Here is a 16,639-nt window from a genome sequence, read left to right on the forward strand (position 1 = left end):
TGAGGCGCTGTGCGATGCTAAGATCCCACTTGGAGAGAAATATTGTCTACAATAATGACAGAATCTCGGACTCTTGTATCAGAGCGACTGGCCGCCGAACTGCGCGATGACATTCTGTGCGGCGCGCTGGTGCCGGGCAGCCGGCTGGGCGAAATGGCACTGGCGGAACGGTTCGCGGTCAGCCGCGGTCCGGTACGCGCGGCGCTTGGCCTTTTGTCTGAAGCGGGAATTGTCCAAATCGTGCCCAACAGCGGTGCACGTGTTCGAATCATCGGCCGAAGCGATGCGCGCGCGCTCTACCAGGTGCGCACGGCCCTCGAAGCCGAGGCCGCGACGCTGGCGGCCTCAAACGCAGGACGGCATGCTGCGCCGCGTTTCAGGCAATTGCTCGACCAGCACGGGGCGCAGATCGCGGCCCACCCCGAGGGCGCATATCTGCAAGCTTCAAGCGACCGCGATTTCCATGTGGTGATTGCCGAGTTGTCGGGCAATCCGCTGATCCTACGCTACCTTACCCGCGAACTGTATCCGCAGTTATCGCTACTGCGGGTCAAGCACCGCAATGTTACAGGACGCGGTGCCGTTGCGCTGAAAGAACACGAGCGCATTGCCGCCGCCATCATCGATGGTGACGGCGAAATTGCGGGACTGCTGATGCGTCGTCATATACGAAACAGCTGGACGGCGCTGGAAATGCAATTGAGCCAGACCGAACAGGAAGATGAGACCCGGACATGAGCCAGACCCGAATTCCCGCCGCCTTCATCCGCGGCGGCACCTCTAAGGCCGTTGTGCTCAAACGCGCAGACCTGCCCGAAGACGAAACCGATTGGCCGGTGCTGTTCGCCGCGATCATGGGCAGCCCCGACCCGAACATGCGTCAGCTTGACGGCATGGGCGGCGGGATTTCCTCGCTCAGCAAGATTTGCATCATCGGGCCCGCGACGCGTCCCGATGCCGACATCGACTACACATTCGCGCAGGTCGGCATCAAGGACATCAACGTCGATTTCAGCGGCAATTGCGGCAACATGAGTTCGGCCATGGGGCCGTTCGCCTATGACGAAGGTCTTGTGATCGGCCCGCGCGACGGTGAGGCGGTGGTTCGCATCCACAACACCAATTCCGGTAAGCTGATCGAGGCGCGCTTTACGGTGCAGGACGGCCAGGCGGTCGTGGACGGCGATCTGGAGATCCCCGGCGTCGCGGGTACCGGCGCGCCCGTCGCGCTGGATTTCCTCGACCCGACCGATACCGCCGGACACGGCGCATTTCCCGCAGGCGGAGTGGTCTCCCGGGTCGACCTTACGGATGGCAGGTGCATCAAGGCCACGATGATCGACGCGGCGATGCCCTCGGTTTTTGTCCTGTCCAACGAGGTAGGCGGCGACACCACAGTCTTGCCCGAGGAGATTGACGCCAACGGCCCGCTAATGGCGCGGCTCGAAGAGATCCGGTGCCGTGCCTCGGTGGCGATGAGCATGACCGCCGATCTGGATGCCGCCGCGAGCCGCATGGCCACACCCAAGGTCGCCATGGTGGCACCGCCTGCGAGATACAGCGATCTTTCGGGTCAGAGTCATGCGCCCGACAGCCACGACCTGCAGATCCGCATGATATCCGCCGGGCAGGCGCATCGCGCTGTGCCGGTGACCGGAGCGTTAGCCCTGGCCTGTGCGGCCCAGTGCGAAGGGTCGGTCGTGGCCGGCTGTTTGCCCGATGGTGCCGACCCGCTGAACCTGCGCATCGGCACGCCCAGCGGTATCGTTTCCGTTGGCGCGAAACGCGACGCACAGTCCGAAAAGATCAGCGCCGCACGTATCCTGCGCACGCAACGCCGATTGATGGACGGTTTCGTCTATGTGACCGACACCCGCCTTCACGACACAAACTAACGAAAGAAACCCGATGCTGAGCCATGAAATCAATCGCGCCTTCCGCGAACGTTTGTCCGAAAACCGCCCTCTCTTGATGCCCGGCGCTCCAAATGCGCTGGCCGCAAGAGTGATTGAGGATCAAGGCTTCGAGGCGGTCTACTTGACCGGTGCGGGGCTGACCAATACCTATCTGGGGCTGCCGGATCTGGGCTTTGTCGGCCTGTCGGAGATCGCGCAGCACACCTCGACGATCCGCGACGCCACCGATCTGCCCATCGTGGTGGATGCCGATAACGGTTTCGGCAATGCGCTGAACGTGCGTCACACGATTCGCACGCTGGAACGCGCTGGCGCCAGCGCGGTGCAGCTGGAGGATCAGAAATCGCCCAAGCGCTGCGGGCATTTCTCGGGCAAGGAGGTCGTGCCACTTGCCGAGGCGCGCATCCGCATCCGTGCCGCGGTCGATTCACGGCAGGACGAGAACATGCTGATCCTCGCTCGCACTGATGCCCGTGCTACCGATGGTTACAATGCCGCTCTCGACCGCGCGGCAGCCTTTGTCGAGGAAGGTGCCGACATCACCTTTGTCGAGGCTCCGCAATCGGTCGAAGAAATGCGCGGAATCCCGACAGCGTTGCCCGGAACACCGCAACTCATCAACCTTGTCGTGGGCGGCAAAACACCGATCGTTGGCTTGGAAGAACTAGGACAGATGGGCTTTTCGCTGATTCTTTATGCCAATGTCGCCCTACAATCCGCCGTGCATGGAATGCAGACGGCGCTGGGTCAGTTGAAGGAAATGGGTCGTATGGACGAGGGCGGGCCGTTGGCCAGCTTCGAAGAACGCCAGCGCTTGGTGCGCAAATCGATGTTCGACGAACTGGAGGTCCGCTACAAGGAATAGCTTGCAATGGCATGCTGAGGCAGGGTCAGGACCTTCTGATTTCCTCCGGACAGCGTGCTTCGCGGTTCGAAAAAGAGCGATGACATCGCTGACCTTTATTGGCTAAGCGACGCGCAAATGAGAGTTGGTCTGGCCGCCGGGCATTGCAACACGAGGTTGACCGTCAGAAAATCATCGACGCCGTCTGTTGGGGCGTCAATCCTCCTGCGTGTCGACGAACATCCGGTCCTTCGCGGCGGTGATGTGGTGGCGCATTGTCGCCTGAGCGACCTCCGGCTGTTGCAGACGGATCGCATCGAGCACTGCGCGATGCTCTGCCAGCACAAGTTCTTGCCGACCGGAAGTGTCGAGCAGGGTCAAAGAGCGCGACAGTTTAACGCCATATGCAATTTGATCGCTCAGCGATTCCAGCACTGACGAGAAGAACGGATTCTTTGCCGCCTGGGCTACCGCCAGATGCAGACGTTGATCCGCGTCAATACCAAGAGCGTTCTGCTGATAGGTTTGCTCCATCACCTGATAGGCGGCATCCATCGCCGCCAGGTCTTCGTCGTCGCGCCTCCGTGCTGCCCAGGCGGCTGCCGCACCTTCGACATCGATGCGAAACTCGTAACACCGCTGTACATCCGAGACCGATTTAAGCGGTACGAACCTGTTTAGTTCGCGATCGGGACGGCGCAGCACGTAACTTCCCGAGCCGCGGCGCGATTGCACGATGCCATCGTCACGCAACCGTGACAGCGCCCCGCGCACAATCGGCCGGGAAACACCGAAGCCTTGTGCCATCACCTCTTCGGTGGGCAACCGACTGTGCACCGGATATTCCTCTTCCAGGATCTTGGTCAGTAGCTGGTCGTATACTTGATCTGCCAGCGAGGGGGGTCTTGTCTCGGACAACGGGGTCTCCATGTTTGTGGGCCGGGTGCGCGAATGGTGCCAATATAGACAGCATATGCCCGAGATACAGCCGCCAACACGCGTCAGATCGCAAAGTCCCTTGCCGCCCCATGGGATAGGGCGGCCAGCGGTATTATCCTATTTCGTTTTGACAGCCTTGGGTATTTCAGCGGGCTTGCGGATCACCAGGAAGTAAAAGAAGATCAGCGTTAGCACCACAAAGAACAGGCTGTCGGGATTGGTGAAGAAGGTTGTCGGATCACCGTTCGACAGCGCCAGTGAACGCCGCAGGAATTCTTCTAGATTTGGCCCGAGGATATAGCCCAGCAACATGGTGATCACCGGAAAACCGTTGCGTCGTAGGTAGAACGCAAGAACCCCCATGGCGAGCGCCATGAACATTTGGAACGTGGAGTAGGTCGCCACATAACTGCCCACCACCGCAAGAAGCGCGATCACGGCATAAAGCACATCCTTGCGCATCGAGACGATCTTGATGAAATACGGGCCAAGGAGCCAGAGCGTCAGCGGGATCAGCACCACTGCGCTGAACAGCAGCGCCGCCAGCATCGGGGCAATCAGCCCGGCTTGATCGGCCATCAGCTGCGGACCCGGCTGGATGCCGTTGATGACCAGCACGCCCAGCATGATCGCGGTGATCGGATCGCCGGGGATGCCGAAGGTCAGCATTGGGACCATGGCCCCGCCACAGACCGCGTTGTTGGCGCTTTCCGAGGCGGCGATGCCCTGCGGGTTGCCCTTGCCGAAGGATTCCGGGTCTTTCGAGGTGCGCACCGTCTCGGTATAGGCAAGAAATGACCCCATCGAGCCGCCTGCGCCGGGCAGAGTGCCCACGAAGTACCCGATCAGGCAGGATTTGAAGTAGACACCAAAGCCGATCTTGCGGATGTCCGACAGCGGCGGCAGGAAGTCGCGCCGGCGTATCCTGACCTTGTCGGCGGCGGCGGCCGCGGCGCTGACATCGGTGTGGGAATAGGCCTGGGTCAGGACCTCGGCAATGGCGAAGGTGCCGATGATTACCGGCATCAGGTCGATCCCGGCGGTCAGGTTGGAATAGCCATAGGTGAAACGCGTAACCGGCTCCATGGCGTCAAGCCCGACGGTGGCCAGCATCAGCCCGATACAGGCGGCCAAACCGGCCTGCGGAATACGACCGCGCTGTGCGATCACGACGACGATAATCGCAAAGGCCAGAAGCGAGAACTTGCCCGTGGTCTTTACCAGTAGGGACAGTTCGGCCACGAAAGGTGCCACCGCGATCAACAGGAGTGCGCCGACCGCGCCGCCGAACATCGAACCAAGCGCGGCATGGCCCAACGCCAGCGCACCCTTGCCCTGCTGCTGCATCGGATAACCGTCGAGCGCGGTCATCATCGAGGACGGCGCGCCGGGGATGTTGATGGTGGTGGCGGTGATTGATCCACCGCACATGCCGGCCATGTAGATGCTGGCGCAGGCCATCAGCGCGGTTTCGACATTGAGGGTGTATGTCAGCGGCAGCAAGAGCGCCATCGCCAGCGTCGCGGTCAGGCCCGGAATGGCGGCAAAGATCGTGCCGATCACGAAGCCCAAGATCACATAGGTCAGGTTGAACGGATCGAGCAGCAGGGAAAAGCTGCTGAAAACTTGCAGGATGAAGTCCATGATTTATCCCCAGAGCGTCGGGAGGCGGACCCCGAACAATTGCTGGAACATGAGATAGGCGACGCCGGTGACCACTGCGGAGATCACCGCCTTGACGAGCAGTTTTTCGCGGCCCGAGAACAGCACGATCAGCGCAAAGACAAAGAGCCCCGAGGACAGGAAATACCCAAGCGGTTTGAACGCCACGACATAGAGAAAGACTGCTACCACGACCCAGAGATGGGTGAAGGTGCGCGGCGTCTCGACGGGGGGCGCATCCCGCGCCTCGCGGAGTTTTTGCACGATCAGGACGCCGGCAAAGAGGATCGCCGTGCCGCCCACGAGCATGGGAAAGAACGCGGGCGTCAACCCGCCATCGACGACAGGAGCACCCAACCTCAGGGCCGACACAAGATAACCGACAGACACGGCCAGAGTGACGTAAAGAAAAACCAGTTGCCTGTTCATGAGCATCGTCTTCTCCTGGGCTGGGGTGAGTAAAAAATTGTAAGGCTCTGAAAGCACGGGACTGCAGATCGTGTCGTCTGCGGATGTCCAGGCCACGGTCGGGCATGTAAGGCTGGATCGGGCGTCGCTGACGTCCGCAGCCAGTCCCCGGTCCGCGGAACGGGGACTGGCGAGAGGAATGATTACAGTTCCAGATCGTCCATCAGTGCGAACGTCTTGGACTGAAGCTCGTCGATCCAGGCGACAACCTCGTCGGAGCCCAGCCAGTCGGCGGTCACACCAATCTGCGCCAGCCAATCCTGAAATTCGGCGCTGTCATAGGCCGCCTTGAAGGTGGTCTCGAGCGTCTCGACCGCGTCGTCGGGTGTGTTGGTCGGGGCCGCAAGCACGATGAAGCTGCCGGTCTGCAGGTCATGGCCTTTGGATTTCAGTGTCGGCACGTCGGTGTAGGTCGCGTTCTGCACCCCGGTCAGTTCGACCACGCCCTTGGCATCGCCGGAAGACAGCAGGCCGCTGAAGTCACCCAATGAGGAGATCGCCGCATCAAGCTCGCCCGAGAGCAGGGCTTCGGCTTCGGCGCTGGAGGATCCAGCATATGTGATGACGTTAAAATCCACGTCGAGTAGTTCTTCCAGCTGCATCACCGAGAGATAGGGGCCAGAGCCTTTGGGCGCCACGCCAACACGCACTTCGCCGGGGTTTTCCTTGGCGCGGGCAATCAGATCTTCGTAGCTTTCAATGCCCGACTGCTTGGAGACGACGATGGCGTCGGCTTCGCTCGTGATCCGTGCGATCGGCTTCATATTGTCGAGCGAATAGCCCGGCACCATCTCGCCGCGGGGGAGGGTGATGATGCTGTCATAAGTCAGCACGGCGACAGTGTGGCCATCGGGACGCGCGTTGGTCATCTGCATCAGTCCGGTGGCGGTGACCGCACCGGCGATGTTTTCCACATAGATGGATTTCGGCAGGTCCTGCTCGGCGATGTTGCTGATCTTGCGCGAAATCGCGTCAGCGCCGCCACCTGCGGGCCAAGGGACGATCAAGCGAATGTCGCGCGTCGGGAACTCCGCCGCGGCAACAGATGTGCCAAGGATGGCCGCGCCAAGCGCAACGCTGAGTGTGGTTTTCAGGCTCTTGTAAAACATGGGTTTGTTCCTCCGTTACAGATGTCGTGTGCCAGACAGGTCCGGCGTTGTGCGTGCGTCGACTGGTCCGGCAAAGCTGTGCTTTATCGGCTTGACGCTGTGAAAGTCGTTTAGCGGCGTCTTGAAACGGCCGCGGCAAGTGGCCCGGTATGGCCGTGGATGGGTCCGGCGGCTATGTGGGAACTGTCCCTTACCGTCTCTACTTTGCGCGTGAACACACGGTAAGCCTGTGCCTTCGATGCGACTGATACGCCCCCTCTTCCAGTCTTGTCGCTTCGCCGAATGTTCGCCTTGTGAAGCGAGATTGTCGAAGCTTTGCGCACGCTATTCCGTAGTAATTTACAAATCAACACAAATTTAACATATTTTGCGTAAATTTTGGGTATTCTTGCGGGTTAGTTGTTCGTTTATCAGAAATCTCTCGAGAAAAGTCCGATTTTGGCGCGTTCTGGCAGTACATTTGGAAAAAGTTGTAATCTTTCCGTGCTGCGCGGCATCGGATCATCCGGCAGACACACTGTCGGCGGACTTTTTTGGCCATTCTGGCGTCAGTCCAATTGCAGATCGGCGGGCAGCGGCACCTCGGACAGGTTCTGATAGCATACGGGCCGCAGGAACCGGCGAATCGACAAGGTGCCGACCGAGGTTGCCCCAAAGTTGGTCGAAGCCAGGTGCGGCCGCCATGGACCATCGCGTCGCAAGCATCGACACCGGGGGGAAAGCCGTTGGCCAGCACTCGTCCCGCCATCTGCTCGCGCACCGGCAAGAGGCAGCGCGCCAGATCAATGTCGCCATCGTCCATCTGCAGCGTGGCCGTCAACTGTCCCTTGAAGCTTGCTGCAACGGCCCGCATCTGCGCTGCGCCCTTGACCCGGATCACCAAGCTCAGCGGACCAAACACCTCTTCCGACAGCACTTCGTTGGCGATCCAGTCTTCGGCCGGGACATCAAACAGATAATGCGCGGCAATGGATTTGAGACCTTCGCTGGCGGCGTTTGCGAATTCATTCGCGTCTGGCCCGTCTATGACAACGGCAATGCCGAGATTGGTGAAGAACTGCTCTACACCCATGGTCAGGCTACTGGCCCATCTGGTGCCCAGATCGGCACCGCGCGCAGCGGCAGCCTCTGGAAGCACGAACATCAGGTTCACGCTTTCAAGCGCGAGACACCAAAGACTTCAACGGGATCTACCGGGCATTGCATTATCCGCAGATCGGGACGTGGCAGCGCCTTGTCGTAGCGACGGTCTAGGTCGGCACCGTTGCGAATATGCGTTGCCAATAGCCGCCGCTGACCCGTCGTGCGGCCGCGCTCGCCCTGACGCCGTGGCTCGCGCAGGCCAGAGCGGAAGAGAAATTCGTTTCGGCGCTCACGCGCTTGCCGTCAATCAGGTGGTTTCCCTGGTGTGTATATGTCATGTCTATCGCCCCGTCTTTTTGCGCCATGCGTTGAATTTCACGGTGCTTTCGTCTTCGGTTCCCGGATAGAGGCCGATAATCCCCGCGCCGTCATTGACCTGCTCGAGGACGAAATCCTCATAGGTTTCCATTTCGATGCATTCCGCCGCGATCTCATCCGCCAGATGCGCCGGAATCACCATGACCCCATCGCCATCGCCCAGCATCACGTCGCCGGGAAAGACCGCTGCGTCACCACAGGAGATCGGCACATTGATATCGATCGCCTCGTGCAGGGTCAGGTTCGTCGGAGCTGAGGGGCGGGCAAAATAGGCTGGCATGTCAAGCGCGCCAATGCCTGCCGCATCCCGCACACCGCCATCCGAGACGACACCTTCCACACCGCGCTGCTGGAGCCGAGTAACGAGGATCGAGCCCGCTGTCGCGGCGCGGCTGTCCTTGCGCGCGTCCATCACCAGCACCTGACCCTTAGGGCAGGTCTCGACGGCGACGCGCTGCTTGTGGTCGCGGTCGCGGAACACGGTGATCGGGTTGCGATCTTCGCGCGCTGGAATATAGCGCAGGGTAAAGGCTTGGCCGACCATGGTCACGGGCTTGCGCTCAACCGGTGTGACGCCCTGCACAAACTGGTTGCGCAGGCCCCGTTTATAAAGCGCGGTGGCCACGGAGGCTGTGGACACCTGGCGTAATTTGTCACGCGTCTCGTCGGGCAGGATGTATTCGTTCATCTTTTCTTCCTATGGTGTGGCGTTTGGCAACCTTGGGTAAGGCAGACCTTGCAGATCACTCCCTTGGCTCGCCCCGGCATGCTACGTCGATCCCCAGTTCTTCCGCAGATCGGCAGTCGGTTCTTTCCAAGACATTGAACTCGTAGCTACTCGTTTGCAATAAATGTGTCAACATTTGTAAATAGTATTCATGATTTATACAGCGGATTTAGTCTGCAAATAGACATATGAATAACTAATTTTTACATAATGACTTGGATGGACGACCTCTAGGAACATCGGGAATGCCCCCGAACAAGCGTTTGCCGCGTAGTTTTCCGAAGCTGCCATTCGTCCCTGCCAGCGTGGCCGAGTGTGGCGCGAAGTCAGAGGACCTTTGCCTCGGGTCTCCTACACGGCGTACCGTCATCGCGTTCGCACAGGCAGAACCGCATCCACATCGCAGAGGCGAAAGCAAAGGGGAAGGGTGGGTCGTCCAGGTGACAGCAGAGGTACAGGCCAAGGGATTGCGCATGCGGCGCGGGGTCGGACAAAAACGACCATGTTCGCGCGCAGCCTTTCGGATGAAACCCCGTCATAGGCGGACAGATGCACGCGCACGGCCTCAAGCGAAAGCGTTTCGGCGGTACCGGGCATGCCGCTGACGACATTGCCCGCCAATTTGCGGCGACGATCTGGCGACATGTCGGGAAACCGTTTGGCAGCAACTTCACCACGCCTTCGGGAAATGACTGCGTCGCTTCGGCGCCGGAGGATGTGGATATCGAGGACCGCAAAGTCGATCAGGTTGAAGCGCTTGCAGGTGGTGCCGCTTGGCAGACGATAGGCCAGAACGCTGCGGGTCCAGTCAAGAACCGGCATGAAGTTATAGCAGACCACGTCGATACTTGCGGCATGCAGATTGGTCTGGCTTTCCTTGTAGGTTTCAATATGATGTTTCCGATTGCCGGCCTGCCGCTTGATGCCCTCGGACACTAGCAGGCTTTCTACCACGTCCCATTCGAGACCCGACGCCGAACCATCGCGCAAACTGGCGATAACGCCTTGCCGCTGCGCAATCTCTTCGGGGCCCAGACCGCGCCGGGCTGTATGTGATGTAGCGCAGAAACGACCCCCTGCATGCCAGCCTGAACCAAATCATTAACCAAGGCCGGGTCATTCGGGCCGAACCAAGGCCACGTCTGTTGCATCCATTTCTCCTGAAATTGTCGAGAAATTTACAGCACACTAGTATACCAAATCGCAAGCATGTAAGCTGGTCTCAGGGCAGCTTTGCCGAGCCGCCTCGCTACGTTCGAGCCAGATAAAATACATTCACGAAAGGGCTTCTAAAGAATGGCATCCGCGCAAACCAACGGACCGATAACGTCACGCCAGCCGAATGAGTCCGCCGGGGTGCAGGACTGGGTCAGCTGGTTCTGGGATGATTTTCTGCCGGGCTGGACGCTGCGGGCGCGTGATCCCGAGAGCATCGGCTTTTTCGATCTACTGGACGAGGCTGGTCAGCCAATGCAGCCGGCAAGACGAACGATTCTGGCGCAGGCGCGTTTGCTGTTTACGTTTTCCCATCTCGCGCTGATGTCGGATAATCCAGCGTATCACCGGGCGGCACGTATCGCGCGGGCGGCCATTCCGGCGTTCCGCAAGGCCCCCGGTCTCTACCGTCGTGCGATCAATGCATCCGGAGAACCGACCGATGATCCTGTCGATGATCTGGCGTTCAGCTACGATCTGAGTTTCGTGATCCTCGGGCTGTCGGCCTGGGGAAGGTTGACACAGGACGACAACGTGACGCCCGAGTTGGACGCTTGCTGGTCGATGGTCGAGACGGTGCTAACGGATCCGGCGACGGGCCTGATGCTGGAACATGACGGGATCGAGGACCCTGCGTCGGCTTTGTCGCCGAACCGCGCACAGAACCCGCATATGCACTTGTACGAGGCCGCGCTTCAGGCGTTTGAAATGACCGGCACACCGATCTGGCTTGAACGCGCCGCGAGGATGCGAGCCAAGGGATTGGAGTATTTCCTCGACAGCGACAGCGGAACGATCACCGAATTCATTGCTCCGGATCTGTCAGTGCTGCCCGGTTGTGACGGAGCGCGTCGCGAGATCGGCCATCAATGCGAATGGGCCTGGCTGTTGTTTCGAGAGGTTGAGCTGGGCGGCGATCCTTCGCAGCGCGAGGTGGCCATGCGGATGCTCGGTTTTGCCGACAGGCACGGGTTTTCAGAGGGCGGCTTCATGCATGGCGCTGCCTTTGACGCCGTGTCTGCCGATGTCAGTTGGCGCGAGGATCGTTTCCTGTTGTGGCCGCAGACCGAGGCGATCAAAGCCTATGCGGTTCGGGCAACCGAAGGCGACAACGGCGAAAAGGCACAGGCGCTGGCCCTGCTGATCTTTCGCCGCTTTTTCGCTGGCCGCGCGGCATTTGCCAATCAGTTGGACACCAAAGGTCGGGCGCTGTGGCCGGACGCGTTAAGTCGGTTGCTTTATCACCTGGTGCTGGCCCTGACCGAAGGTGCCCGCGCAGGGCTTTGGCGATATCCTGGCTAGACAGCCCCCGCCTCTTGGCGTGACAGTCTACTTGGTCCGAAATGTTCAGTCGTCGATGCCACCCTGCTTCCAGTCGCCCTTGTACATCCGCAGGTGGAACGGTGCGAACTTGACGATTTCCTCGATCAGCAGAAGTGAAAACACCCAGGTTACCGAGAGGTCGAGATAAAGCACCATTACCGCGGTTGCCGGCACCCGGAAGAGCCATTGTGACCAGACGAAGATGTGCATGACATAGACCGTTTCACCCCCCGCCCTCAGGGTGTTGCCGCAGATCGCGTTCGACCCCTTCGGGAATGGCAGGACCAGCAGGATCGGCAGAAACGTCATCAGCATCGCGCGGGTCTCGGTGTGCAGGTCGGAGTAGATAATCGGCGACGCGATGACGATGACGGCATAGATCGCCGCGACCACAGTCGCCGCTACCAGCGCGCCACGCCATGCACCGGCAAGGAACCCGTCGAGGCCGTCGCCGCTTTGGCCGCGACCGAGAAGCTGGGCAACGATGATGCCGGTGGCCTGTGCCCATGACATGCCGAAGGTTCCCGCGACCTGAACCCAGGGCATGATGATTGTCATCGCTGCGAACTGGTTAACCGGGAAGGCGGCGTAGATCAGCCCGCAGACGTTCATCGCAATGGTGGCGCTGGCAAAGGTCGTGGCGATCGGCAGGGCAAAGACCAGATGACGGCGCAGGCTTGCCAGGAACGTGCCGTTCCGCCAGCCCGTGACACGCAGGAGAAAACCGGTGCGTATCATCAGCACCGTAGCGAGAAAGCCGGCCTGCAATGCCGAGGCCAGCGCCGAGCCCATGGCGGCGCCGACGACGCCGAACTCGGGTGCGCCATAGAGACCGTGGATCAGGATCACGCTGGTGCTCACGTTGATTGGCACCGCCAGCAGGTAGCTATAGAGCGGCAGGCGGGTTTCTCCGCAGCCGTTGAAAAAGCTGGTCAGGCACTGACCGATGGCTTCGGACACGATCACCAATGCAAAGACCGTGATGTAGCGCCGCGCCTGATCGGCGATCCAGTCGGTGTGCGCGAGCGCGTCGATGATCCCTCCCGCCGAGAAGCCCAGGATCGTCAGGCCGATGGCGATGACACACAGGTTGATGATCAGCCCGGACCAGAGCGCGGATTTCAGGAACGCCCGGTCGCCAGTGCCAAAGGCCTGGGCGACGCGGATCTGGGTCGCGGTGGAAAACGCGACAATCAGCCCGAGCAACAACCCGGCAATCGACGCCGAGAGACCGAGAACGGCAACGGCGGATTCCCCCAGAGACGACACCAGCCAGGCGTCGATGACCACGATGCCGTGCACCATGATGGCCTTGATCGTCATTGGCCAGGCCAGATCAAAGACCGCGCGTGTGGTGGGAATATCGGTCGTGCGTGAGAATATATCGCTCATGAGGCGTCCGCGCGATAACGCGCTTGATGAGAGGAACCGGGATTTACGCACAGACGGCGGACAGGGCTTTCGCCGGTCCATCATTGGTGCGTATCGGAAGGATCTTGGTCTTGGCCGTGTTCGAACTGTCTGGCGTCAGGCGTCTTCGAAGTAATTGGCGTTGCTGGCCGAGATCGCCTCGATCGTGGTATCCAGCCTCGCCAGGTGCAATGTGCCCGCCGCGACCGCTGCGTCTTCGTCCCCTGCGGCAATCGCCGCGGCGATGGCCCGGTGGTCGTCAAGCAACTGCGGCATCCGGTCTTCCTTGGATAATCCCAGCATGCACAGACGGTCGACCTTGGCCTTTTCGGACGAGATCGCCTCGAAGGCGAATTCGGCACCGGCGACCTCGCATAGGGTGCGGTGGAATTCGTAGTCCAGTTCACCGAATTTATGAACCGCACCCTTGGCTAGGGCTCGCTCCTGACGCTCCAGGCAGGCATCCAACCTCTTTGCGTCGCGCGCCTCGAAGGCGCGGGCGGCGCGGCGCAGTACCTCGCATTCGATGGCCAGCCGGATGAAGCGCGATTTCTCGATCTCACGAGACGAGAACCGCTTCACCTCGGTCGCGCGCTGCGGGCGGATCAGCAACAGGTCCAGATTGGCCAGCCGGGTAAAGGCATCGCGCACCGGCTGGCGCGAAACGCCGAATTTCGCGGCGACCTCGGACTCGGAGATACGGTCGCCCGGAAGCAGCCGCAATGAATTGATTTCCTCGACCAGATACTGAAAGATTTCGTCGACGGCGGTTCGGCGTCCACTCTGGAGAGTATGTTGCATCAATCGGTTTCCTTTTTGGCGAACGTTTTTTGCCCGGTTTCACCACGCTTCTAATAACTGAATTTCCGCGGGTGTTTCGAGGTGCTACCTTCATGGGTGCCTTTTATACGGACTTTGCGATTTGCCAAGATCCGCTCAGGATCATGGCTATTGGTCGTGATGGCGCGGTCATGGCGCGCATCGCGCCCGTCCAATGCCGGTTGGTCCAGTTCGACGCTCATCGCCGTTTGCCATTTGCAACCGGAACGGCCGGGGCCGCAACCAGCGTAGCCGGGGCATTGATAGTTCTCATTTCGTCCATTCTGTCTGTGTCTTGGGACAATCTAGCCTAATCCACTCGAAGTTCATACTAGTATTCCACGATAACTACTAGTATACCAGATCGAGATCAATGACGAATCGCCACAACATGCTGCCGACATCGAAACGGCTTTGCGTGGGGTTACCACGAAAGGCGCGAGCCGAGCGCCAGACTTACAGGGAGGAAAGGACATGTCGGGAGTTCGATTGGAGGGCATTGTCAAGGCTTACGGCGCCGTTCAGGTGGTGCATGGTATCGACTTGGAGGTGCAGGAAAAGGAATTTGTCGTTCTCGTCGGTCCGTCCGGCTGCGGCAAATCCACGACGCTCAGGATGATCGCGGGACTGGAGGAGATCAGCGATGGCGATCTGACCATTGATGGCCGGCACGTGAACCGGGTGGCACCCAAGGACCGCGATGTGGCGATGGTATTCCAGAACTACGCTCTGTACCCGCACCTCAACGTCGCCGACAACATCGCCTTTGGCCTGCGCATCCGCAAGGAAAGCAAAGAACATATCGCCGCCTCCGTGGAAGAGGTTGGCGGAATTCTTGGTCTGACGCCCTATCTTGAACGTCGCCCCGCGGATCTGTCTGGCGGTCAGCGCCAGCGGGTCGCCATGGGCCGTGCCATCGTGCGCCGCCCCAAGGTGTTCTTGTTCGACGAACCCCTGTCCAACCTCGACGCCAAACTGCGCACCCAGATGCGGGCCGAGATCAAACGGCTGCACAAGCGGCTCGGCGCGACCTCGATCTACGTCACCCACGACCAGGTCGAAGCGATGACCCTTGCCGACCGCATCGTCGTCATGCATGACGGTCGGATCGAGCAGATCGGCTCGCCCATGGAGCTTTTCCTCAACCCCGCCAATACCTTTGTCGCGGGCTTTCTCGGCTCGCCGCCCATGAACATGGTAAACGCCACGGTCGTCGCGGGCGATCAGGGGCCGGTGGCCGAGTTTGACGGCCAGCGCGTCCAGCTTCAGCAAATCCCCTCGCTGACCAATGCGGTGGGCCAGGACGTGATTCTGGGCATCCGGCCGGAGTTCGTTTCGGTCACCGACCAGGACGATCCGAACCTCATCAACCTTGACGTCGACCTGGTGGAAACCCTGGGGTCCGAGGCGCTGATCCACGCCAACCTTCAGGGCGAACCCTTTGTCATCCGCACCGACACCGTCGGCCAGATGCACATCCTCGACGGGATCAAGGGCTTCACCATCGATCCCAAGCTGGTCAAGGTGTTCGACGCGAAAACCGGTGATGCGCTGCCCGGACAGGTGGTGGCGCAATGACCAACGATCCGGATTTCACCACTGCCGCAGGCTCGTCGACAGAAGAGTTGATCTTCGACGCCAGCGAATCCCTGCGCCACCGCCGACCCAGCCGCATCACGCGGGTCGGGGACCATCTCAAGCGGGAATGGCAGCTCTACGTCATGCTAATCCCGACGATCCTCTGGCTGGCGATTTTTCTCTACAAGCCGATGTACGGACTTCAGATCGCGTTCAAGGATTACTCGATCTTCCGCGGTGTTGCGGGCAGCCCCTGGATCGGGCTGGAGCATTTCCAGACGCTGTTTGGTAACGATCAGTTCCTGCGCGCCATCAAGAACACGATCATCATCAGCTTCTACGGCCTGATCTTCGGCTTTCCCATGCCGATCCTGCTGGCGCTGATGTTCAACGAGATCCTGAAACAAACCTTCAAGAAGACGGCCCAGACCATCGTTTATCTGCCGCACTTCGTCTCGTCCGTGATCATCGCGGGGATCGTCATCACCGCCTTCTCGCCCTCGGCAGGTATCGTCAATACCTTCCTTGGATGGATCGGAGTGGAGCCGATCTATTTCCTGACCAAGCCCGAATGGTTTCGGCCGATCTTTGTCGGCACGGGGATTTGGCAGGAGGCGGGTTTCCAGTCGATCGTCTATCTTGCGGCCATCGCCGGTGTTTCCCCCACGCTGTATGAATCCGCTGTGGTGGACGGTGCAAGCCGCTGGCAGATGATGTGGAAGATCACGCTTCCGTCGATCCTTCCGACCATCATCATCATGCTGATCATCCGGATCGGGAACATGCTCGAAGTCAGCTTCGAAATGATCATCCTGCTCTATCAGCCGGCGACCTATCAGACCGCCGATGTCGTCAACACCTACATCTATCGCCAGGGCATTCAGGGCGGTCAGTACGACCTTGCCGCAGCCGCGGGCTTGTTCAACGCCGTAGTGGCCTTTGTTCTGGTGATGTCGGCGAACGCAATCTCGAAGCGCTACTCGCGCACGTCGCTCTGGTAAGGAGGGAACCCCATGACCAACATGAATCTCTATTCCCGTGGCGACAAGATGTTCGTCATCCTGAACATGGTCTGTCTGACGTCAGCACCTATGGGACAGATATGGCGATTTGAACAACGGAGGGTTTCTGGTTCATCGTAGCCTTTAAGGAGCGAAGATGAACAAGA

The 16,639-nt window shown here is 59.9% G+C and carries 16 protein-coding genes and 1 pseudogene; 6 read left to right on the forward strand and 11 right to left on the reverse strand.

Annotated features, from left to right (window positions below):
* The first annotated feature begins 54 nt into the window (after positions 1-54).
* The 3 genes from B8991_RS19620 to B8991_RS19630 are packed head-to-tail and all read left to right on the forward strand — an operon-like array spanning position 55 to position 2,781.
* A complete protein-coding gene (locus B8991_RS19620) occupies positions 55-738 on the forward strand; it encodes a GntR family transcriptional regulator (protein ID WP_084354981.1) in 684 nt (227 codons plus the stop codon).
* Complete coding sequence (locus tag B8991_RS19625) at positions 735-1,895, forward strand: PrpF domain-containing protein (RefSeq protein ID WP_084354982.1); 1,161 nt, start codon at positions 735-737, stop codon at positions 1,893-1,895. Before B8991_RS19620 ends, B8991_RS19625 begins: the two co-directional genes overlap by 4 nt.
* Before the next feature lie 13 nt (positions 1,896-1,908).
* Positions 1,909-2,781: an isocitrate lyase/PEP mutase family protein gene (locus B8991_RS19630; RefSeq protein ID WP_084354983.1), complete on the forward strand. Its 873-nt coding sequence runs from the start codon at positions 1,909-1,911 to the stop codon at positions 2,779-2,781.
* Positions 2,782-2,976: 195 nt separating this feature from the next.
* On the opposite strand, the gene B8991_RS19635 is transcribed toward B8991_RS19630, so the two are convergent.
* From B8991_RS19635 to B8991_RS22365, 8 genes and pseudogenes are all read right to left on the reverse strand, one after another.
* The gene (locus B8991_RS19635; protein ID WP_084354997.1) at positions 2,977-3,678 is read right to left on the reverse strand and encodes a FadR/GntR family transcriptional regulator; all 702 of its coding nucleotides are present in this window, start codon (positions 3,676-3,678) and stop codon (positions 2,977-2,979) included.
* Between the two features lie 138 nt (positions 3,679-3,816).
* The gene (locus B8991_RS19640) at positions 3,817-5,343 is read right to left on the reverse strand and encodes a tripartite tricarboxylate transporter permease (protein ID WP_084354984.1); all 1,527 of its coding nucleotides are present in this window, start codon (positions 5,341-5,343) and stop codon (positions 3,817-3,819) included.
* Between the two features lie 3 nt (positions 5,344-5,346).
* Entirely contained in the window at positions 5,347-5,790 is a 444-nt protein-coding gene (locus tag B8991_RS19645) for a tripartite tricarboxylate transporter TctB family protein (RefSeq protein ID WP_235866713.1), read from the reverse strand.
* Positions 5,791-5,972: 182 nt separating this feature from the next.
* Positions 5,973-6,938 (reverse strand): Bug family tripartite tricarboxylate transporter substrate binding protein, encoded by a 966-nt coding sequence (locus B8991_RS19650; RefSeq protein WP_084354986.1) that lies wholly within the window; start codon positions 6,936-6,938, stop codon positions 5,973-5,975.
* Positions 6,939-7,486: 548 nt separating this feature from the next.
* Positions 7,487-8,285: pseudogene (locus tag B8991_RS19655) on the reverse strand (aldehyde dehydrogenase family protein); the annotation flags it as partial.
* 76 nt (positions 8,286-8,361) lie between these two features.
* Positions 8,362-9,087 (reverse strand): ribonuclease activity regulator RraA, encoded by a 726-nt coding sequence (locus B8991_RS19660; RefSeq protein ID WP_084354987.1) that lies wholly within the window; start codon positions 9,085-9,087, stop codon positions 8,362-8,364.
* A 405-nt stretch (positions 9,088-9,492) separates the two neighbouring features.
* The gene (locus tag B8991_RS19665) at positions 9,493-10,116 is read right to left on the reverse strand and encodes a mannonate dehydratase (RefSeq protein ID WP_268876757.1); all 624 of its coding nucleotides are present in this window, start codon (positions 10,114-10,116) and stop codon (positions 9,493-9,495) included.
* Positions 10,074-10,277 carry a mannonate dehydratase gene (locus tag B8991_RS22365; RefSeq protein ID WP_143514680.1) on the reverse strand — a complete coding sequence of 68 codons (204 nt, stop codon included), beginning with the start codon at positions 10,275-10,277 and terminating at the stop codon, positions 10,074-10,076. Before B8991_RS22365 ends, B8991_RS19665 begins: the two co-directional genes overlap by 43 nt.
* Before the next feature lie 145 nt (positions 10,278-10,422).
* Here B8991_RS22365 and B8991_RS19670 point away from each other — a divergent pair, with 145 nt between their 5' ends.
* Positions 10,423-11,643 (forward strand): AGE family epimerase/isomerase, encoded by a 1,221-nt coding sequence (locus B8991_RS19670; protein ID WP_084354989.1) that lies wholly within the window; start codon positions 10,423-10,425, stop codon positions 11,641-11,643.
* A gap of 45 nt (positions 11,644-11,688) precedes the next feature.
* Here B8991_RS19670 and B8991_RS19675 read toward each other — a convergent pair whose 3' ends face one another.
* Genes B8991_RS19675 through B8991_RS21605 form a run of 3 tightly spaced genes read right to left on the reverse strand, consistent with a single transcriptional unit; the run spans position 11,689 to position 14,096 of the window.
* Positions 11,689-13,140, reverse strand: a complete 1,452-nt coding sequence (locus B8991_RS19675; RefSeq protein WP_084354990.1) for an MATE family efflux transporter — start codon at positions 13,138-13,140, stop codon at positions 11,689-11,691.
* 51 nt (positions 13,141-13,191) lie between these two features.
* A complete protein-coding gene (locus B8991_RS19680; RefSeq protein WP_084354991.1) occupies positions 13,192-13,875 on the reverse strand; it encodes a GntR family transcriptional regulator in 684 nt (227 codons plus the stop codon).
* Between the two features lie 50 nt (positions 13,876-13,925).
* Positions 13,926-14,096, reverse strand: a complete 171-nt coding sequence (locus tag B8991_RS21605; RefSeq protein WP_179141559.1) for a hypothetical protein — start codon at positions 14,094-14,096, stop codon at positions 13,926-13,928.
* A 271-nt stretch (positions 14,097-14,367) separates the two neighbouring features.
* On the opposite strand from B8991_RS21605, the gene B8991_RS19685 reads away from it, so the two are divergent.
* Positions 14,368-15,471, forward strand: coding sequence for an ABC transporter ATP-binding protein (locus tag B8991_RS19685; protein ID WP_084354992.1), 1,104 nt, complete (start codon positions 14,368-14,370; stop codon positions 15,469-15,471).
* Entirely contained in the window at positions 15,468-16,472 is a 1,005-nt protein-coding gene (locus B8991_RS19690; protein ID WP_084354993.1) for an ABC transporter permease, read from the forward strand. Before B8991_RS19685 ends, B8991_RS19690 begins: the two co-directional genes overlap by 4 nt.
* Positions 16,473-16,639: the final 167 nt, after the last annotated feature.

This window comes from Primorskyibacter flagellatus, assembly GCF_900176485.1.
GTDB classification, from domain to species: Bacteria; Pseudomonadota; Alphaproteobacteria; order Rhodobacterales; family Rhodobacteraceae; genus Primorskyibacter; species Primorskyibacter flagellatus.